Raw genomic sequence first — 20,116 nt, 5'->3', positions numbered from 1 at the left:
GCAAAGACCTACCAGCGGTAGTGCGCGAAGGCGCGGTTGGCCTCGGCCATCTTGTGGGTGTCCTCGCGTCGCTTGACGGCGGCACCCAGGCCGTTGCTGGCATCCAGGATCTCGTTTGCCAGGCGCTCGACCATGGTCTTCTCCCGGCGTTGCCGCGAGAAGCTGACCAGCCAGCGCAGTGCCAGCGTGGTGGACCGATCCGGACGCACCTCGACCGGCACCTGATAGGTGGCACCACCGACGCGGCGGCTGCGCACCTCCAGGGCGGGCTTGACGTTGTCGAGAGCACGCTTGAGCGTGATCACGGGATCGGTGCCCGTCTTGTCCCGGGCTTGTTCGAGCGCACCATAAACAATGCGCTCGGCGAGCGATTTCTTCCCCTGCAGCAGGACTTTGTTCACCAGCTGGGTGACCAGCTGCGACCCGTAGACCGGGTCGTTGACCAACGGGCGCTTCGGCGCGGGCCCCTTGCGCGGCATCAGCTCTTCTCCTTCTTGGCGCCGTAACGGCTGCGAGCCTGCTTGCGGTTCTTGACGCCCTGGGTGTCGAGCGAACCGCGGATGATCTTGTACCGGACACCGGGCAGGTCCTTCACCCGGCCACCACGCACCAGCACCATCGAGTGCTCCTGCAGGTTGTGTCCCTCGCCGGGGATGTAGGCCGTCACCTCAACCTGGCTCGTCAGCTTCACGCGGGCGACCTTCCGAAGAGCGGAGTTCGGCTTCTTCGGAGTGGTGGTGTACACGCGGGTGCATACGCCACGGCGCTGCGGGCTGCCCTTGAGCGCCGCGGTCTTGACCTTGGCGACCTTGTCCCGGCGACCCTTGCGGACCAGCTGCTGAATGGTTGGCATCTACCGGCTTTCTCTGTTCGTGTTCGGCATATTTCTGGCGTCTTCAAGTCTGTGTACTGCAGTTATGACCGTCCGCTTCACCCCGCGGCCGGGTGTGTCGCATGCGCTGCGCACCGGACTAAGTCCGATGCATGGTGGACACGCGAATTCGCCCGGCATTCACTTCCTTACGGTTAGGCGCCGTAAGCCGCCAGGCACGAGGAACCACAATACCCGCCGCCGGTCTCGCAGGTCAAAGCGGCGATCGCAAGGGGGCCTAGCCCCTGGCGCCGTCGTGGGCGGTGCGCCGTTCCAGACCCGCCGCCAGGCGCAGCACCATGTCGGAGAACAACACGTCGGTGTCGATGTCGTCCATGACGCCGGTCATCTCGAGCAACACGAAGCCATGCATCGCGGACCAGAACTCCAGCGCGGCGTGGAAGGCTTCGGCGCCGTCGAGGCCGTAGGAGGACAGCACGGCGATCACCGGGGCGGCCGCGCTGCGGGTCGCCGCCGCGTACTCGGCGTCTTCGCCACCCAGCGGCATCCGGGTGAAGGCCGAGTAGCGGCCCGGGTGGTGGTGGGCGTAGCTGCGGTACGCGCCGGCCATGACGAGCACCGCGTCGTCGCGGGCGCGGCCCTCGCCCACCCGGTTGAGCATCATGATGATGTCGTCGATCACCCGGATCCGGACCGCCCGGCGCAAGTCCTCCAGGCTGTCCACGTGGTTGTACAGCGACGGCCCCTTGGTGCCCAACTGCGTCGCCAGCGCGTTGATGGTCAGGGCGTCCCAGCCCTCGCGGTCCAGGAACGTCAGCGCGCCGTCGATGATCCCTTCCCGGCTGAGCTTGGTCGGGCGCGAACCGGGCCGTCCCGCGCGTTGGCGCCCGGCCGCCGACGGCGATTCCGGTTGAGCTGCCATGGCGGTCGCCCTTCGATCGCGGGAACGGGTTGCGGTTAACTAATGACTCTAGTTGACGACCGTTCAGACATTAATCTCCCCGCAGGGGCATGAGCGCCCGGCAAACCAAAAGAAAATCTGCCATCGGGCGGGCGAATGCACGTAATGTCATGCTTGGCTCATTCGAGCAGACGACCCGTCCAAGAGGGGGCCCGCAGTGAAGTGGACAACTGTCGCCGGGTCGTTGGCCACGTGCGCCGTCGCCGTCGTCGCCGGTTTCGCGGCCGTGCCGGGGCTGGCGCAGGCCAAGAACGGCGACACCCATGTCATCGGGGAGGACATGGAGCAGACGGTCGACTGCAACGACGCCACGCTGCTGGTCAACGGCTCGTTCCTGACGGTCACCGCGCTGGGCAACTGCTACGCCGTGACGGTGATGGGTTCGTCGAATGTCGTTATCGCCGACTCGGTTTCGCACGACATCACGGTGTACGGCCACGACCAGACCGTGCTCTACAAGGGCGGTCAGCCGTTCCTGTGGGACCGGGGCCGCGAACTGGGCATGACCAACCGGCTCCAGCAGGTGCCGGGCTGAGGCACCATACCGAGGGGAATCAAACAACGATGCGTGTGCACACCTTCGCCCTGGCACCGGCCGCCGCGATCCTGGTGCTGGCCGGCTGCAGCTCGACGGCCAACCCGCCGGCGGGCTCCTCCACCACCACGACGAAGAGCAGCCCGACGACCAGTGCCGGCGCCGCGCCGACGACGGGATCGAGCGGCGCGAGCACCACCGCGTCCCTCGAGATCGGCAACACGGTGAACTACGGATCGATGGGCACCACCACCAACCTCGACTGCGCCACCGGCAAGTCGCTGAACGTGGCCGGTTCGGACAACACCCTGACCGTCACCGGCAGCTGCTCGACGGTGAACATCGGCGGCACCAACAACAAGATCACCCTCGACAAGGTCGAGAAGCGCATCACCGTGCTCGGGATGAACAACACCATCACCTACAAAGACGGCGATCCCAAGGTCGACAACCTCGGCTCGGACAACACGATCAACAAGGGCAGCTGACCGGCGGCTCCCCGGCCTTGATCGGCGGCTAACGCGCCCTCAATCGGCGGCCGCGCCGTGACGCCCCGCGCCGGCGGCGAACCGCCCGGCCCCTTCGTTCGCCTCGGCGGCGACCCGGGAGATGCTGGCGAATTCGAAGTCGAGCGCCTCGGATTCCGTTGCCCCCCATTGGTGTAGCGCCGAGAGCCGGTCCGAGCGCAGGCACTGCTGCGGCAGCGCCGACAGTTGTGCCGCCAATTCCTCTGCGGCCCGGCGCGATTGGCCCTTGGGGACCACCCGGTTCGCCAGCCCGATGGCCTCGGCTTCGTCGGCGGCCACGGCGCGGCCGGTGAGGATCATGTCCATCGCGCGGCTGTGGCCGATCAGGCGCGGCAGCCGCACCGTGCCCCCGTCGATCAGGGGAACACCCCAGCGCCGGCAGAACACCCCGAACACGGCGTCCTCCTCGACCACCCGCAGATCACACCAGATGGCCAACTCGAGGCCGCCGGCGACGGCGTAGCCGCTGACCGCGGCGATGACGGGCTTGGACAGCACCATCCGCGTCGGGCCCATCGGGCCCGGGCCACTCCGGTGCACGGCGTTGGCGACGGGTGTGCCGAACGCCTTCAAATCGGCTCCGGCACAGAACGTTCCGCCGTCGCCCCACAGCACGGCGACCGACGCGGTGTCGTCGCGGTCGAACTCCTCGAACGCCGCATAGAGCGCGGCGGCCGTCGGGCCGTTGACCGCGTTGCGCGCCCCCGGCCGGTCGATGATCACGGTGGTCACCCGGCCGTTGCGCTCGACGCGCACCGGATCGCTCATCTCGCCTCCGCACATAGTGGTTCGCGCCGCCGCAGCAGCTCAGCGGCGAAGTCATGGTAGGCCGCCCGCAGCCGGCCCCCGGGCCAGTCGGCCGGCAGGAGTTCGTCGGGCAGGACCGGGTCGGTGAGCAGGTGCCGGACGGTCGCGGCGGCCACCACGAAACGGCCGGGAATGTCCGGCGCGGCGGCCATGTCGTCGAGCAACCGGTGCCCGGCCTGTGCCCAGGCGGGCAGGTCCCACAGCTGCGCGGCCAGCTCGGCGGGGTCGCCGTCGCGCGCCCGCAGCACCCGGACCCGAGCGGCGACGTCGGGGCCGAGCTCCGCGTCGATGTTGTCGGGGCGCATCCACACCCCCTCGCGCAGCTCACCAAAACGCTTGTCGTGCATGGCGGTTCGCAGCGCGGCCCGGGTGCGTGCGTCGTCCCCCACGCTGGTCACGACCAGGGTGACCCACTCCCCGCGCCAGGGACGCACGCGCGGGTCGATGGCATCGTCCTGGCGCCGCTGGCGGGCGAGCAGGCGGTCCGAGAGCTGGTAGCCGTCGGCGTTGCGGACCAGGTCGCCCGCGCCGACCATCCGGGTCAGCGCCACTCGCAGCGTCGACTCCTTGATGCCGAAATCGGAAGTGAGCCTGACCAGTTCGCTGGCGCGGGCGCGCGCCGGGTGGGCGCCGAGCAGCACGCTGAGCACCACCGACCGCGCCGTCATGTCCGGCATCGCTATACCCCGGACGCCCGGCGGCCGTGGTCGCCGAAGGGTTCGTCGCGATGCCGCACCGCCTCACGGAATCCGTGCTCGACCGCGTCGGCGACGAACGCGTGGCCCTCGGGCGTGTGCCGGGCGACACCGTCGAACACCGTGCTGACCATCCTGCTGGTGGCCACACCCTGTTGCAGCAGGGCGGAATTCAGCGCGAGCTTGACCATGATCAGCTGATTGACCGGCACCGCGGCGATCCGCTCGACCAGCCGCTCGGTGCGCTCGTCGAGGTCCGCCGGATCCGGCGCCTCGACCGCCCACCCCCACTCGGCGGCCTGCGCGCCGGTGATGCAATCGCCGGTGAACAGCAGCCTTTTCGCGCGCGCGTCGCCGAGCCGGTGCGCCCACAGGCCGGCCGCCGGCACGCCCCACACCCGGGTGGGCGGGTAGCCGATCTTGGCGTCGGCGGCGGCGATCACCTGGTCGGCGTGCAGCGCGATGTCGGTGCCCCCGGCCACGCAGTAGCCGTGGATCTTGACCACCGTGGGCTTGTCGGCGTGCATGAGGCTGGAAAAGCCTCGCACGAAGCGGCTCATCATCTGGTAATCGATCATCGGGTCCCACGGCTGATCCGCCAGATGGTTGACCGCCTGGGTCTTTCCGTCCAGCACGGTGCCCGCGTACGCGCCGGTGCCGCCGGCCGAGCCGGTGCGATCGGCGTAGGCGCTCAAGTCGAAACCCGCGCAGAATCCCTCGCCGCGACCGGACACCAGGATGACGTGCACATTCGGGTCGAGGTCGGCGCGCTCCACCAGCGCCGAGAGCTCCAGCGGCGTGTCCGCGACGATCGCGTTGCCCTTCTCCGGCCGGTTGAACGTGATCCGGGCGACCCGGTCGGTGACCTCATAGGTCATCGTCTTCAGGTTGTCGAAGTCGACCGGCCTGATCGCGTGAGTCATCCCTTTACTAGAGCACGCTCGAGAATCGGCGCGAGGTCGAGCCCGTCGGGCATGGTGCCGAACGCGCCGCCCCACCGGCGGTCGAGCCGGGTCGTCAGGAACGCCTCGGCGACGGCGGGGTGCCCGTGGCGCACCAGCAGCGAGCCCTGCAGCGCCAGGCAGATGTCCTCGGCGACCTTGCGGCCGCGGTAGGCGATGGTCTCCAGGTTGGCCAGGTCGGCGCGCAGCCGCGCGACATGGTTGCCCAGGCGCGGGTCCTGGCCCGCGCTCTCGGCGATTTCGTCGAACAGCACCTCGACGCATTCGGGACGAGTTGCGGTAGCGCGCAACGTATCCAGCGCGCTGACGTTGCCCGAGCCCTCCCAGATGCCCATCAGCGGCGCCTCCCGGTACAGCCGCGGCATGCCGGAGTCCTCCACATAGCCGTTGCCGCCCAGGCATTCCAAGGCTTCGGCGGCGTGCGGGGTGGAGCGCTTGCACACCCAGTACTTGCTGGCGGCCAGGCCGATCCGGCGCAGCAGCGCCTCGGTCTCGTCGCCGCGCACCGCCTTGTCGGTGGCGCCGGCCATCCGCATCGCGACCATGGTGGCCGCCTCCGCCTCGACGGCCAAATCGGCCAGCACGTTGCGCATCAGCGGCTGGTCAATGAGGTAGGCGCCGAAGGCCTTTCGGTGCTGGGCGTGGTAGATCGCGCGGGTCAAACCGGTGCGCATGCTGGTGGCGCTGCCCAGCGTGCAGTCCAGCCGGGTGAGGTTGACCATCTCGATGATGGTCGGCACGCCGCGGCCCTCCTCGCCCACCAGCCACGCGATCGCGCCGTCGTATTCGACCTCGCTCGAGGCGTTGGCGTGGTTGCCGAGCTTGTCCTTGAGGCGCTGCAAAAACATCCGGTTGCGGGTGCCGTCGGGCAGCACGCGCGGCAGCATGAAGCACGACAACCCTCCGGGCGCCTGCGCGAGCACCAGGAAGATGTCACACATCGGCGCCGAGGTGAACCACTTGTGGCCCGTCAGGCTGTAGGTGCCGTCGGCGTTGGGGGTGGCCTGCGTGGTGCCGGCGCGCACGTCGGAGCCGCCCTGCTTCTCGGTCATCGACATGCCCGCCGTGATGCCGGGCTTGGCGGTGGCCGGCCGGAGTTCCGGGTCGTATTCGCGGGAGGTCAGCAGCGGCTCGTAGACCTTGGCCAGCTCGGGGTTGTAGCGCAGCGCGGGCACCACGGCATACGTCATCGAGATCGGGCAGACGTGCCCCGGTTCGACCGTCCACACCGAGGTCTTGGCGGCCCGCACGACGTGCGCACCCGGCCGCTCGTCGGCCCAGGGCGCGGCGTGCATGCCGTGGGTGATCGCCGCGCGCATCAGCTCGTGGTACGCCGGGTCGTATTCGACCTCGTCGATCCGGTGACCGTTGCGGTCGTGGGTGTGCAGGATGGGCCGGTTGCGATCGGCGAGCTCGCCCCAGCGCTGCGCCTCGCGGCTGGCCGACAGGGCGCCGACCTCGTTCACCTCGTCCAGGCCCCACTGCCCTCCCTCGCGAATCAGGGCCTCGATGAGCACCGCCGAGGTGGCGGGGTTGTGGTCTTCCAGGGGCGGGACCTGGTTGGTGACGACATGGGTGTCCGACATGGGATCAATGTTACATTTTTCCGACAGTTGCACAAGAGCTGTAATGATCAGCGCGGGTGCGCGGCGAAGAAGTCCCACAGTTGTCGCGTCGCGAAGTCGGGCCACTCGTGGTCGCCGTGGTCGACCGTGATGAGCACGACCCCGCGACCGTCGGCGCATCCCGCGGTCGAGGTGGTGATCGGGCCGTCGGTGGTGGCCGACGGGGCGCCGCACTGATCGACGTTGCGCCAGAAGGCGTTCACGTTCGGCACGGGCGGGCCGTTGATCACGCTGTAGCCCGGTCCGCCGCCGTAGGGCACCAGCTCGTCCGCGGTGCCGTGAATGTGCATGACCGACATCGGATGCGGCGTGCGGCAGGCGTTCAGCTGGGTGCCCGCGACCGGGCCGATCGCGGCGAAGATCTCCGTGGTGCAGGCCAGCGTGTAGGACATGATGCCGCCGTTGCTCATGCCGGTGGCATAGACCTTCGCGGTGTCGATGCCGACGTTCTTGGCGATGTCGGCGACGGCCGCGCTGATGAAACCGACGTCATCCACGCCTTCTCGCCCGGACCGGCCGCAGCAGGTTTGGCCGTCGACGTTCCAGGCGTGGTCGAGGCCGTCCGGGTAGGCGACGACGAACTTGCCCGAATCGGCCAAACCGTCCCAGTGGTAGTCCTTTTCGGCTTCCCTGGCGCTTCCCGACACGCCGTGCATCATGACCACGAGCGGGGCCGAGGCCGCCACTCCCGCGGGCTTGTACAGCCGATAGCTGCGATCGAGATCGCCGACCTTGAGGTGGTGGACGCTGGTGCCGGTCACGAAGCCCGTCGGCGCGTTGGCGACCCCGGGGAAGCAGCCCGCGAGCACCAGGACGACACCCGAGATCGTGGCCAGCCGGCGCAGCATGGATCAAAGGTAAGCGCTGGCCCGCGCTCAGCCGCCCGTTTTCTCCCGCAGGAACGCGATGTCGTCCTTGCGGCCCTCGTCGGCGGTTTCGCAGATCACCGGGGCGTCGGCGGCCTTGACCACCGCGGCGAGCAGCTCGGGATCGATCTGGCCGGTGCCGAAGTTGGCGTGCCGGTCGGCGCCGGAGCCCGCCGCGTCCCTCGAGTCGTTGCAGTGCACCAGGTCGATGCGGCCGGTCAGCGCCTTGATGCGGTCGACCGCGTCGATCAGCTGCTCGCCGGCGGCCCAGGCGTGGCAGGTGTCCAGGCAGAACCCAATTCCCTTGTCGCCGATGTGATCCCACAGCCGGCCGATGGTGTCGAAGTGGCGGGCCATCGCGTGGTCGCCGCCGGCGGTGTTCTCCAGGTAGACCGGCACGTCCGTTTCCAGGTAGTCCAGGGCCTTGACCCACCGTTCGAAGCCGGCGTCCATGTCGTTGTCGTCGGCGTGGCCGCCGTGCACGATCACCGCCGTCGCGTTGATCGCCGCGGCCGCGTCGCAGGTGTCCTGCAGGATCTTGCGCGACGGGATGCGGACCCGGTTGTTGGCCGAGGCCACGTTGATCAGGTAGGGCGCGTGGATGTAGAGCGGGATGGTCGACGCCTTGAGCGCCTCGGCGTCGTCACGCGGCTTGGGCTTCTTCCAGCTCTGCGGGTTGCCGAGGAAGAACTGGACGACGTCGGCGCCGTCGGCCTGCGCGGCGGCCAGCGGGTCATCCTGGTGGACATGCGAACCGATGAGCACGGTGGCCAGTGTAGTGAGGGGTCCTGACGGCGGCGAGAGTGCGGCTGGCCGCACACCCGAGTCCGAACGTGCGGCTGGCCGCACACCCGACCGGCTCGGCGTCCCACGCAACGACAAAGCCCCGGGCGAAACCCGGGGCTTTGTCGTTGTCGCAGAAACTACCGGTAGTCGCTGTAGCCGTAGTCGTCCAACGGAACCGCGGCGCCGGTGGCCTGGCCGAAGTCCGGGCTGTAGTACTGATCCTCGTAGGACGGGATCGTGTACGCGGCGGCCCGGGCCTCCTCGGTCGGCTGCACCTGGATGTTGCGGTAGCGGTTGATGCCGGTACCGGCCGGGATCAGCTTTCCGATGATCACGTTCTCCTTCAGACCGTTGAGCTTGTCGCTGCGGCAGTTGATCGCCGCATCGGTCAGCACTCGCGTGGTCTCCTGGAACGACGCCGCGCTCAGCCACGAGTCGGTGGCGAGGCTCGCCTTCGTGATACCCATCAGCACCGGACGGCCGGCGGCGGGCTCGCCGCCCTCGGCCACCACCCGGCGGTTCTCCGCCTCGAACTCCGCGCGGTCGATCAGCGAGCCGGGCAAAAACTCCGTCGAGCCCGAGTCGATGATGGTGACGCGGCGCAGCATCTGGCGAACGATCACCTCGATGTGCTTGTCGTGGATCGACACACCCTGCGCGCGATAGACCTCCTGGACCTCGCGGACCAGGTGGATCTGCACCTCGCGGGGGCCCTGCACGCGCAGCACCTCGTGCGGGTCGGCCGAGCCTTCCATCAGCTGCTGGCCCACCTCGACGTGGTCGTTGTCGGAGAGCACCCGCTCGGAACCGTCTTCGTGCTTGAACACGCGCAGCCGCTGCCGCTTGGAGAGCTTGTCGTACACGACCTCCTCGCTCCCGTCGTCGGGAACGATGGTGATCTTGTAGAAGCGCTCGCCCTCCTCGAGGCGGACCCGCCCGGTGACGTCGGCGATCGGCGCCTTGCCGCGCGGGATGCGGGCCTCGAACAGCTCCTGGACCCGGGGCAGACCGCCGGTGATGTCCTCACCGACACCACCCTGGTGGAACGTCCGCATGGTCAGCTGCGTACCGGGCTCACCGATGGACTGGGCCGCGACGATACCGACGGCCTCGCCGATGTCGACCAGCTTTCCGGTGGCCATGGACCGCCCGTAACAGGTCGCGCACACCCCGGTGCCGGTGGTGCACGTCAGCACCGAGCGCACCTTGACCTGCGTGATGCCGGCCGCCAGCAGGGCCTCGATCTCCGGGTCACCCAGGTCCTCGCCGCGAGCGACGACGACCTTGCCGGCCTCGTCGACCGCGTCGGTGCCCAAAGTCCGTGCATACGCCGAGGTTTCGATGTACGGGTCGCGGATCAGGGTGCCGTCGGGCTGACGCTCGGCCAGCTCGACGACGATGCCCCGCTCGGTCTCGCAGTCGTGCTCGCGGACGATGACGTCCTGGCTCACGTCCACCAGACGACGGGTCAGGTACCCGGAGTCGGCGGTACGCAACGCGGTGTCCGCCAAGCCCTTTCGGGCGCCGTGGGTGTTGATGAAGTACTCCAGCACGGTCAGGCCCTCGCGGAACGACGACTTGACCGGACGCGGGATGAACTCACCCTTGGGGTTGGTCACCAGACCCTTCATGCCGGCCAGCGTCCGGGTCTGGGTGAAGTTACCCGTGGCACCCGAGTCGACGATCGTGATGATCGGGTTGTCGGCCGGGTAGTGCTCACGCAGCGCCTGACCGACCTCGTCGGTGGCTTCCTTCCAGATCTCCACCAGCGCCTCGTTGCGCTCGTCGTGGTTCAAAGCGCCACGCTGGAACTGCTTTTCGACCTTTTCGGCCCGCTCCTCGTACTGGTCGAGGATCTCCTTCTTGCGCGGCGGCACGAGCACGTCGGCCATCGACACGGTGACACCGCTGCGGGTCGCCCAGTAGAAACCGGCGTCCTTGAGCTTGTCGACGGTCTGCGCGACCACGATCATCGGGTAGCGCTCGGCCAGGTCGTTGATGATGGCGGCCTGCACCTTCTTGTGCATCTGCTTGTTCACGAACGGATAGCCCACCGGCAGCAGCTCGTTGAACAGCACCCGGCCCAGCGTGGTTTCGGCCATCCAGGCGTCCCCCGGCTGCCAGCCGTTGGCGCCGAACAGCTCGGCCTCGATCTCAGCGGGCGGGCGCAGCTGGGTCAGCCGCACCTTGATCTTGGCCCGCACCGACAGCACGCCACGGTCGGACGCCATGATCGCCTCGGCCGGTGAGGAGTACACCCCGACCTCGGGCTCGTCCTTGGCGGCGGGCTTGAATTCGCCCCTGTCGCCGTCGACCTCGGTGGTCAGGTAGTACAGCCCGGTCACCATGTCCAGACGCGGCATGGCCAGCGGACGGCCCGACGCGGGCGACAGGATGTTGTTCGAGGACAGCATCAGGATGCGGGCCTCGGCCTGCGCCTCGGCGGACAGCGGCAGGTGCACCGCCATCTGGTCACCGTCGAAGTCGGCGTTGAACGCCTCACACACCAGCGGGTGCAGCTGAATTGCCTTGCCTTCCACCAGCATCGGCTCGAAGGCCTGGATACCCAGCCGGTGCAGGGTGGGCGCGCGGTTCAGCAGCACCGGGTGCTCGGCGATGACCTCTTCGAGGACATCCCACACCTGGGGACGCTGGCGCTCCACCATGCGCTTGGCGCTCTTGATGTTCTGCGCGTGGTTGAGGTCGACCAGCCGCTTCATCACGAACGGCTTGAACAGCTCCAGCGCCATCAGCTTGGGCAGACCGCACTGGTGCAGCTTGAGCTGCGGGCCGACCACGATGACGCTGCGGCCCGAGTAGTCGACACGCTTGCCGAGCAGGTTCTGACGGAACCGGCCCTGCTTACCCTTGAGCAGATCGGACAGCGACTTCAGCGGGCGGTTACCGGGTCCGGTGACCGGGCGGCCGCGACGGCCGTTGTCGAACAACGCGTCCACGGACTCCTGCAACATCCGCTTCTCGTTGTTGACGATGATCTCGGGCGCGCCGAGGTCGATCAGCCTCTTGAGGCGGTTGTTCCGGTTGATCACCCGGCGGTACAGGTCGTTGAGGTCGCTGGTGGCGAACCGGCCACCGTCGAGCTGGACCATCGGGCGCAGTTCCGGCGGGATCACCGGGACGGCGTCGAGCACCATGCCCATCGGCGAGTTGCCCGACTGCTGGAAGGCGGCGACCACCTTGAGCCGCTTCAGGGCGCGAAGTTTCTTCTGCCCCTTGCCGTTCCGGATGACGTCGCGCAGGATCTCGGCCTCGGCGTCGATGTCGAAGTTCTCGATCAGCTTCTGGATCGACTCCGCGCCCATGGCGCCGGTGAAGTACTCACCGAAGCGGTCGATCAGCTCGCGGTAGAGGTTCTCGTCGACGATCAGCTGCTTGGGAGCCAGCTTGGTGAAGGTCGTCCAGATCTCCTCGAGCCGATCCAGCTCACGCTGGGCCCGGTCGCGCAGCTGACGCATCTCGCGCTCGCCGCCGTCGCGGACCTTGCGGCGCGCGTCCGCCTTGGCGCCCTCGGCCTCCAGCTCAGCCAGGTCGGCCTCGAGCTTCTGGGCGCGGGCCTCCAGGTCGGCGTCGCGCTGGTCCTCGATGGCCTTGCGCTCCACCATCATTTCGGCCTCGAGCGTCGAGAGCTCGTTGTGGCGCATCTCCTCGTCGACCGAGGTGATGACGTAGGCGGCGAAGTAGATGATCTTCTCGAGATCCTTCGGCGCCAGGTCGAGCAGGTACCCCAGCCGCGACGGCACGCCCTTGAAGTACCAGATGTGCGTGACGGGCGCGGCCAGTTCGATGTGGCCCATCCGCTCGCGACGCACCTTGGCGCGGGTCACCTCGACACCACAGCGCTCACAGATGATGCCCTTGAAGCGGACGCGCTTGTACTTGCCGCAGTAGCACTCCCAGTCGCGAGTCGGTCCGAAGATCTTCTCGCAGAACAGGCCGTCCTTCTCGGGCTTCAGCGTGCGGTAGTTGATCGTCTCCGGCTTCTTGACCTCGCCGTAAGACCATTGCCTGATGTCCTCCGCGGTGGCCAGACCGATCCGGAGTTCATCGAAGAAGTTGACGTCGAGCACGTAACTCCCTTTCCCCTTGCGGGTTTAGTAACTGAAAACGTTTGTTAGGCGAGGTCCTCAACGGACGCGGATTCGTTGCGGGACAAGTTGATTCCCAGGTTCGCCGCGGCCCGTTCGAGGTCCTCGTCCTCGCCTTCGCGCAACTCGATCGCCGCGCCGTCCGAGGACAGCACCTCGACATTGAGGCACAGCGACTGCAGTTCCTTGAGCAACACCTTGAAGGACTCGGGGATACCCGGCTCCGGGATGTTCTCGCCCTTGACGATCGCCTCGTACACCTTGACCCGGCCGACGGTGTCGTCCGACTTGATGGTCAACAGCTCCTGCAGCGTGTACGCCGCGCCGTAGGCCTGCATCGCCCAGCACTCCATCTCACCGAAGCGCTGGCCACCGAACTGCGCCTTACCGCCCAGCGGCTGCTGGGTGATCATCGAGTACGGGCCGGTGGAGCGGGCGTGGATCTTGTCGTCCACCAGGTGGTGCAGCTTCATGATGTACATGTAGCCGACGGTCACCGGGTACGGGAACGGCTCGCCGCTGCGGCCGTCGAACAGCACCGACTTGCCGTCGCCGTCCACCATGACCTCGCCGTCGCGGTTGGGCAGCGTGCAGGACAGCATGCCCGCAAGCTCCTCCTCCTTGGCGCCGTCGAACACCGGCGTCGACACGATCTGGTCCGGCTGCGCGTGCCGCAGCTCCTCGGGCAGGTTCACCGCCCAATCGGGTGAGCCCTCGATGTTCCAGCCGGACTTGGCCACCCACCCGAGGTGGGTCTCCAGGATCTGGCCGATGTTCATCCGTCGCGGCACCCCGTGGGTGTTCAGGATGATGTCCACCGGAGTGCCGTCCGGCAGGAACGGCATGTCCTCCTGGGGCAGGATCTTGCCGATCACACCCTTGTTGCCGTGCCGTCCGGCCAGCTTGTCGCCGTCGGAGATCTTCCGCTTCTGGGCCACGTAGACGCGGACCAGCTCGTTGACACCGGCCGGCAGCTCGTCGTCGTCCTCGCGGGAGAACACCCGGATGCCGATGACCTTGCCGGACTCGCCGTGCGGCACCTTCAGCGAGGTGTCGCGGACCTCGCGGGCCTTCTCGCCGAAGATCGCCCGCAGCAACCGCTCCTCCGGGGTCAGCTCGGTCTCACCCTTCGGGGTCACCTTGCCGACCAGGATGTCGCCGTCGCGGACCTCGGCGCCGATGCGCACGATGCCGCGCTCGTCGAGGTCGGCCAGCACCTCGTCGGAGACGTTCGGGATGTCCCGGGTGATCTCCTCGGCGCCCAGCTTGGTGTCGCGGGCGTCGATCTCGTGCTCCTCGATGTGGATCGAGGTGAGCACGTCCTCCTCAACCAGACGGTTGGACAGGATGATCGCGTCCTCGTAGTTGTGGCCCTCCCACGGCATGATCGCCACGAGCAGGTTCTTGCCCAGCGCCATCTCGCCGTTCTCGGTGCACGGACCGTCGGCGATCACCTGGCCGGCCTCGACGCGGTCGCCCGCGTCGACGATCGGCGACTGGTTGGCGCAGGTGCCGTGGTTGGACCGCTCGAACTTGCGCATCCGGTAGGTGTGCCGGGTGCCGTCGTCGGCCATCACGGTGATGTAGTCGGCGGAGACCTCCTCGATCACCCCGGCCTTGTCCGCGACGACGACGTCGCCGGCGTCGATCGCCGCGCGCAGCTCCATGCCGGTGCCCACCAGCGGCGCCTCGCTGCGCACCAGCGGAACCGCCTGGCGCTGCATGTTGGCGCCCATCAGGGCACGGTTGGCGTCATCGTGCTCGAGGAACGGGATCATCGCGGTGGCCACCGACACCATCTGGCGCGGCGACACGTCCATGTAGTCCACCTCGGACGAGGGCACGTACTCGACCTCGCCCGCCTTCCGGCGGACCAGCACGCGCGACTCCTCGAACCGGCCCTTGGCGTCGATCGGCGAGTTGGCCTGCGCCACGACGTGGCGGTCCTCCTCGTCGGCGGTCAGGTAGTGGATCTCGTCGGTGACCACACCGTCGACCACCTTGCGGTACGGGGTCTCGATGAACCCGAACGGGTTCACCCGCGCGTACACCGACAGCGAGCCGATCAGACCGATGTTGGGACCCTCCGGGGTCTCGATCGGGCACATCCGGCCGTAGTGCGAGGGGTGGACGTCACGGACCTCCAGGCCGGCGCGCTCACGGGACAGACCGCCGGGGCCCAGCGCCGAGAGGCGGCGCTTGTGGGTCAGACCGGACAGCGGGTTGTTCTGGTCCATGAACTGGCTCAGCTGGCTGGTGCCGAAGAACTCCTTGATCGCGGCGACGACCGGCCGGATGTTGATCAGGGTCTGCGGCGTGATGGCCTCGACGTCCTGCGTGGTCATCCGCTCGCGGACGACGCGCTCCATCCGCGACATGCCGACCCGGATCTGGTTCTGGATCAGCTCACCCACGGTGCGCAGGCGGCGGTTGCCGAAGTGGTCGATGTCGTCGGTCTCCACCGGCACCTCGATGCCGCCGGGGACGGTCATCGTGGGCTGGCCCTCGTGCAGGCGCACCAGGTACTCGATGGTGGCGACGACGTCTTCCTCGGTCAGCGTCGAGCTGGTGATCGGCTCGCCCGCGTGCAGGCCGAGCTTCTTGTTGACCTTGTAGCGGCCGACACGCGCCAGGTCGTAGCGCTTCTCCTTGAAGAACAGGTTCTCCAGCAGGGTCTGCGCGGACTCCTTGGTCGGCGGCTCGCCCGGACGCAGCTTGCGGTAGATGTCCAGCAGCGCCTCGTCGGTGCCGGCGGTGTTGTCCTTCTCCAGCGTCGACATCATGATCTCGGAGAAGCCGAAGCGCTCGGTGATCTGCTCGTTGGTCCAGCCCAGCGCCTTGAGCAGCACGGTGACCGGCTGGCGGCGCTTACGGTCGATGCGCACGCCGACGGTGTCGCGCTTGTCGACGTCGAACTCCAGCCACGCGCCCCGGCTGGGGATCACCTTGACGCTGTGCAGCAGCTTCTCGGTCGACTTGTCGATGGTCTCGTCGAAGTACACACCGGGCGAGCGGACCAGCTGGCTGACCACGACGCGCTCGGTGCCGTTGATGATGAAGGTGCCCTTCTCGGTCATCATCGGGAAGTCACCCATGAACACCGTCTGGCTCTTGATCTCGCCGGTGTTGTTGTTGATGAACTCGGCCGTGACGAACAGCGGGGCCGCGTACGTCATGTCCTTGTCTTTGCACTCGTCGACCGGCGCCTTGACCTCGTCGAAGCGCGGGTCGGAGAACGACAGCGACATCGAGCCGGAGAAGTCCTCGATCGGCGAGAGCTCCAAGAGCACCTCTTCGAGGCCGCCCACCGGGGTGACCCCCGGCTTGCCGTCGCCGCGCGCGGCGGCCGCCTCGCGCCACCGCGGCGCGCCGATCAACCACTCGAAGGAGTCGATCTGCACGTCAAGCAGGCCCGGAACCTCGAGGGGCTCGCGGAGCTTGGCGAAGGAAACTCGGTTGGGCGCTCCGGGCACGGAGCCGTTCGACGAACTTCCGTTAGAGGAATTTTGTGGGCGATCCGTCTTGCTCTGGCGGAAATCAGCCAAGATGCATCCTTCCAGCACCTCGTGCGACTCACGAAGGCCGGGACCACCGGCCAGCTCGCCGCGAATTGTGTCGGTTCGGCCGGCGAACGAACTGTCCGGATCTCACGCGCGCAACTAAAGAACTAAGCCACGTAGGGGGGCTCAGGCTTAGACCACGGTGTCAGGTGGCGGGTGAGGTGGGCAGGAGGTAGCCAGCGCAACGTCCAACAATAGCGCAGGACGGCGCATTCCTCAACTTCCCAGCCCTGGGGGTCCAGGGACATCGACGCTGGCTGGCGATCTCGACTTCCCTCGGACTGTTCAGGTACATGCTGCCCAACAGACTGGCTCGTTTAGGGCCCGTCGTCAAGAGGGCGGGCCGGGAGTGTTACGCGGAGTTATCACGGAACCCGCCGGCCCGGCGCCCCTCATTCGCCGATCTCGTGTGCGCGGTACCGATGGGTGCCTTCGAGGTCGTCGAGGATGGCGGTCTGAGCGGTCTTGGGCAGGGTGTGCAGGATCTCGCGCACCCGCGCCTGGCGGCGGGCGACGGCCTTGCGTTCCGGCATGCCGGGCGATGCGACGATCTGCGGCGGCACGCCCTCGATCTCCTCGACACCGCCCGCATGCTGTCCGGCGTCCAGCGCCGCCTGCTCCTCGGCCATGGTCGCCTCGTCCTTTTCCTCCGACATGCCGATCGGCCCGATGCGGCGGCCGTTGAGGAACTGCCGGACGACCGGCTCGTCACTGGTCAGCAGCACCTCGCGGGGGCCGAACATGACCAGCTTGCGGCGGAACAGCATGCCCATGTTGTCCGGCACCGTGCGGGCGATGTTGATGTTGTGCGTGACGATCAGCACCGTGGCGTCGATCTGGGCGTTGATGTCGAGGATCAGCTGGCTCAGGTAGGCGGTACGAACCGGGTCCAGACCGGAGTCGGGCTCGTCGCACAGGATGATCTGCGGGTCCATCACCAGGGCGCGGGCCAGGCTGGCGCGCTTGCGCATACCGCCGGAGATCTCACCGGGGAACTTCTTCTCGTCGCCGCCGAGGCCGACCAGGGTCAGCTTCTCCATGACGATGTCACGGATCTCGCCTTCCTTCTTCTTGGTGTGCTCGCGCAGCGGGAAGGCAGCGTTGTCGAAGAGGTTCATCGACCCGAACAGCGCGCCGTCCTGGAACATCACGCCGAACAGCGTGCGGATCTCGTAGAGCTCCTTGGCCGAGCACTGCAGGATGTCGGTGCCGTCGATGACGACCGAGCCGCGCTCGGGGCGCAACAAACCGATCAGCGACTTCAGGAAAACCGATTTGCCGGTACCCGACGGCCCCAGCAGGACGCTGACCTCCCCGGCGGGGATTTCCAGCGTCACGTCTTCCCAGATTCTCGAGGAACCGAAGGACTTCGTGAGCCCATTCACCTCGATTGCGACGCCCATGGGAAATCCTTCCGTCGACACTCATGCCTGCCACCTGCCCTTTTGTGTGGCATGAGTCACTGTAGCGCACGCCTGCCACACGGCATCAGGGTTGCGGCACACAGCGGGGAAAAATTGGCCGTCCCGAGATCAGCCGGAAGCCCCGATGGCGCAACTTATTTGACGCACGTGTTAGCCAGCGGGCGCCCAGTTGCCGTGGAATCCCATCGGCACCCGCTGCGGCAGATGCACGGTGGCGACGTGCTCGAGCGTCTGCGCGTCCAGCAAGACCAGTTGGCCCTCGTCGCGGTCGCGGTGATAGCCGAACCCCATGAGGATGCCGTCATCCTCGGCGCCCGGTGCGGGATTGGGCACAAACGACATCTCGCCGAGCAAAAGGCCCGCATCGAGATCGGCAGCGGCGGCGGATCCGGTCGCGTAGTCGTGCTTGTACACGGCGGTCGACATCTCGGATCGCCCGCCGGACAGGTAACCGCCCTCGGTGCCGATGGTGTAGCCATACCGGTGCGGCCCGCCCAGCAAGGCCTCGTTGATGCGCGGGAATTCTTGGGGGCGATCGTCGCGGCGTTCGCTGGTCACCGTCCCGGTGGCCAGGTTGACGGTCCAGCGGTCCAGCGTCGGCCGGCTGTCGCCGGGACCGCGCAGGTCACGGTCGAACATCCGCGCGTAGCGCACCACGTCGAGCACCAAAACCTCTGTGCCGTTGCGCATCTCGGAGTAGGCGTTGAGCGGGTGGTAGACGTAGCAGGGCTCGATGTCGAACCAGCGCACGTCCCGATTTCCCCCCTCTCGGGGCATCACCCCGATGCGCGCCGGGTAGTTGTCGTCCCACCGGTACGGCATCCGGCTGGTCGGCCGCTGGTTGCGATTGATCGCCGTCGCCATCGGGCTGGGCAGCCGCACGCGCCCGATGAGCGACTGCATCACCAGGCGGGCCGGCAGGCTCAGCCAACGGGGCACGTTCGTCGGCATCACCTGAACGGGGTCGAACGTGACGGGCAGGTCGTAGATCACCACGTACTTGTCGGTCAGCGAGAAGTCGTGCATCATCGGCGACCCGCCGACCTCGATGTCGACGGTGCGCCGCGCCCGGCCCTGGGTGTCGATGACCGAGTACTGCACGGTCCGCCCGCGGGTGAACGAGTAGGACACCGCGTGCAATTCGCCGGTCCGCGGGTCGGCGTGCGGATGGGCGGTGTATCCCCCGAACAGGGTTCCGTCGAAGTCGCAGGGCCCCTCGGTGTCCAGCTCGTCGGTGAGGCGGTAGTTCGCCCCGCCCCCCTCGACGAGCGCGAGCGTGTGGCCGGCGTGGCTGAGCACGTTGGTGTTGGGGCCGACGGAGAGCATGCCGGCCCGCGGGTTCAGCCCGCTGGGCGCCGGCTCGCCGAGTGCGGCGCAGACGTGGGCGGTGCGCACCCATCGGTTGCGATACCAGCGGGCCTGCCCGCCTTGCAGCGCCACCCCGTGCACCATGCCGTCACCGCTGAACCAGTGGTAGACGGCGGGATCCACCTCGGCGACGGGGTTGGGCCCGTTGCGCAGGTAGCGCCCGTCGAGGTGTTCGGGAATGCGTCCGGTGACCTTGAGGTCGGTGGCGGTGACCTCCGCGCTCACCGGCGCCAGGAAGTCCTCGAGGTAGGGGTTGCTGGGCTTGGCGGTTGTCGTGGTCGCCATGGCTGAGCTCCTATAACATTGTTATTTCAGCGTTATTGGCACCGTACGCCCCCGATGAGAAGATGGCAACGATGACTTCAGACGTTCAGCGCAGCGTTCGCGAGGAGATGCTGCGCGCGGCGGTCGGCCTGCTCGACGAGCACGGCCCCGACGCCCTGCAGACGCGCAAGGTGGCCGGCGCCGCGGGGACCTCCACGATGGCGGTCTACACCCACTTCGGCGGGATGCGGGGGCTCATCGCCGAGGTGGCCGAGGAGGGCCTGCGCCAGTTCGACGCCGCGCTGACCGTGCCGCACACCGCCGACCCGGTCGCCGACCTGTTCATGATCGGGGCGGCCTACCGCCGCTACGCGATCAAGCGCCCGCACGTGTATCGGCTGATGTTCGGCAGCACCAGCGCGCACGGCATCAACGCGCCCGCCCACAACGTCCTGACGCTGACGGTCGCCGAGATCGAGCGCGACTACCCGAGCTTCGCGCACGTGGTGCGCGGGGTGCACCGGTGCGCGGTGGCCGGCCGCATCAAGCCCGCGGGCGCCGTGAAAGACGGTGTCGACGACGCGTCCGTGGTGGCGACCGCGGCCCAGTTCTGGGCGTTGATCCACGGCTTCGTCATGCTGGAACTGGCCGGCTACTACGGCGACGACAGCTCGGCCGTCGTCCCGGTGCTGGGGTCGATGACGTCGAACCTGCTTGTGGCCCTTGGTGATTCACCGGAGCGGGTGGCGCAGTCGCTGCAGACCGCGATGGGCGCGCGCTGAGCGCACGAAGCCCCCG

At 67.9% G+C, this 20,116-nt stretch carries 16 protein-coding genes; 3 read left to right on the top strand and 13 right to left on the bottom strand.

Translation table 11 applies throughout. The features are described from left to right. Positions 1-8: 8 nt before the first annotated feature. The 3 genes from rpsG to QGN30_RS06280 form a co-directional block, all read right to left on the bottom strand. The gene (rpsG, locus tag QGN30_RS06290; protein ID WP_008260850.1) at positions 9-479 is read right to left on the bottom strand and encodes a 30S ribosomal protein S7; all 471 of its coding nucleotides are present in this window, start codon (positions 477-479) and stop codon (positions 9-11) included. Next, positions 479-853 carry a 30S ribosomal protein S12 gene (gene rpsL / locus QGN30_RS06285; protein ID WP_007767794.1) on the bottom strand — a complete coding sequence of 125 codons (375 nt, stop codon included), beginning with the start codon at positions 851-853 and terminating at the stop codon, positions 479-481. Before rpsL ends, rpsG begins: the two co-directional genes overlap by 1 nt. A gap of 256 nt (positions 854-1,109) precedes the next feature. Then, positions 1,110-1,754, bottom strand: a complete 645-nt coding sequence (locus tag QGN30_RS06280; RefSeq protein WP_008260853.1) for a TetR/AcrR family transcriptional regulator — start codon at positions 1,752-1,754, stop codon at positions 1,110-1,112. 196 nt (positions 1,755-1,950) lie between these two features. Between QGN30_RS06280 and QGN30_RS06275 the strand changes: the two genes are divergently transcribed. Together QGN30_RS06275 and QGN30_RS06270 are read left to right on the top strand one after the other, a co-directional pair. Then, complete coding sequence (locus QGN30_RS06275; protein ID WP_014381131.1) at positions 1,951-2,328, top strand: DUF3060 domain-containing protein; 378 nt, start codon at positions 1,951-1,953, stop codon at positions 2,326-2,328. A 29-nt stretch (positions 2,329-2,357) separates the two neighbouring features. Further along, on the top strand, positions 2,358-2,816 hold the full coding sequence (locus tag QGN30_RS06270) for a DUF3060 domain-containing protein (protein WP_014942921.1): 459 nt from the start codon (positions 2,358-2,360) through the stop codon (positions 2,814-2,816). Between the two features lie 39 nt (positions 2,817-2,855). Here QGN30_RS06270 and QGN30_RS06265 read toward each other — a convergent pair whose 3' ends face one another. The 10 genes from QGN30_RS06265 to QGN30_RS06220 form a co-directional block, all read right to left on the bottom strand. Further along, complete coding sequence (locus QGN30_RS06265; RefSeq protein ID WP_009957066.1) at positions 2,856-3,623, bottom strand: crotonase/enoyl-CoA hydratase family protein; 768 nt, start codon at positions 3,621-3,623, stop codon at positions 2,856-2,858. After that, positions 3,620-4,339 (bottom strand): PaaX family transcriptional regulator C-terminal domain-containing protein, encoded by a 720-nt coding sequence (locus QGN30_RS06260; protein ID WP_136245657.1) that lies wholly within the window; start codon positions 4,337-4,339, stop codon positions 3,620-3,622. Before QGN30_RS06260 ends, QGN30_RS06265 begins: the two co-directional genes overlap by 4 nt. A 2-nt stretch (positions 4,340-4,341) precedes the next feature. Next, positions 4,342-5,280 carry a crotonase/enoyl-CoA hydratase family protein gene (locus tag QGN30_RS06255; protein WP_008260861.1) on the bottom strand — a complete coding sequence of 313 codons (939 nt, stop codon included), beginning with the start codon at positions 5,278-5,280 and terminating at the stop codon, positions 4,342-4,344. Next, positions 5,277-6,905, bottom strand: a complete 1,629-nt coding sequence (locus QGN30_RS06250) for an acyl-CoA dehydrogenase family protein (protein ID WP_014381135.1) — start codon at positions 6,903-6,905, stop codon at positions 5,277-5,279. The genes QGN30_RS06255 and QGN30_RS06250 overlap by 4 nt, the downstream gene beginning before the upstream one ends. 47 nt (positions 6,906-6,952) lie before the next feature. After that, the gene (locus QGN30_RS06245; RefSeq protein ID WP_014381136.1) at positions 6,953-7,792 is read right to left on the bottom strand and encodes an alpha/beta hydrolase family esterase; all 840 of its coding nucleotides are present in this window, start codon (positions 7,790-7,792) and stop codon (positions 6,953-6,955) included. Positions 7,793-7,819: 27 nt separating this feature from the next. Next, entirely contained in the window at positions 7,820-8,575 is a 756-nt protein-coding gene (locus QGN30_RS06240; protein ID WP_014381137.1) for a deoxyribonuclease IV, read from the bottom strand. Positions 8,576-8,733: 158 nt separating this feature from the next. Continuing rightward, positions 8,734-12,684, bottom strand: coding sequence for a DNA-directed RNA polymerase subunit beta' (locus QGN30_RS06235; protein ID WP_014381138.1), 3,951 nt, complete (start codon positions 12,682-12,684; stop codon positions 8,734-8,736). A gap of 44 nt (positions 12,685-12,728) precedes the next feature. Then, positions 12,729-16,247 carry a DNA-directed RNA polymerase subunit beta gene (gene rpoB, locus QGN30_RS06230; protein WP_085977595.1) on the bottom strand — a complete coding sequence of 1,173 codons (3,519 nt, stop codon included), beginning with the start codon at positions 16,245-16,247 and terminating at the stop codon, positions 12,729-12,731. A 407-nt stretch (positions 16,248-16,654) separates the two neighbouring features. Further along, a complete protein-coding gene (locus tag QGN30_RS06225; protein ID WP_008260873.1) occupies positions 16,655-17,665 on the bottom strand; it encodes an ABC transporter ATP-binding protein in 1,011 nt (336 codons plus the stop codon). A 171-nt stretch (positions 17,666-17,836) separates the two neighbouring features. Further along, a complete protein-coding gene (locus QGN30_RS06220; protein WP_009957076.1) occupies positions 17,837-19,339 on the bottom strand; it encodes a carotenoid oxygenase family protein in 1,503 nt (500 codons plus the stop codon). Between the two features lie 71 nt (positions 19,340-19,410). On the opposite strand from QGN30_RS06220, the gene QGN30_RS06215 reads away from it, so the two are divergent. After that, positions 19,411-20,100: a TetR/AcrR family transcriptional regulator gene (locus tag QGN30_RS06215; RefSeq protein ID WP_014383309.1), complete on the top strand. Its 690-nt coding sequence runs from the start codon at positions 19,411-19,413 to the stop codon at positions 20,098-20,100. The last annotated feature ends 16 nt before the right edge of the window (positions 20,101-20,116 follow it).

It is taken from the genome of Mycobacterium sp. 3-98 (assembly GCF_035918355.1).
Taxonomy (GTDB): Bacteria; Actinomycetota; Actinomycetes; order Mycobacteriales; family Mycobacteriaceae; genus Mycobacterium; species Mycobacterium intracellulare.
This window is presented reverse-complemented; position numbering and strand designations above follow the sequence as displayed.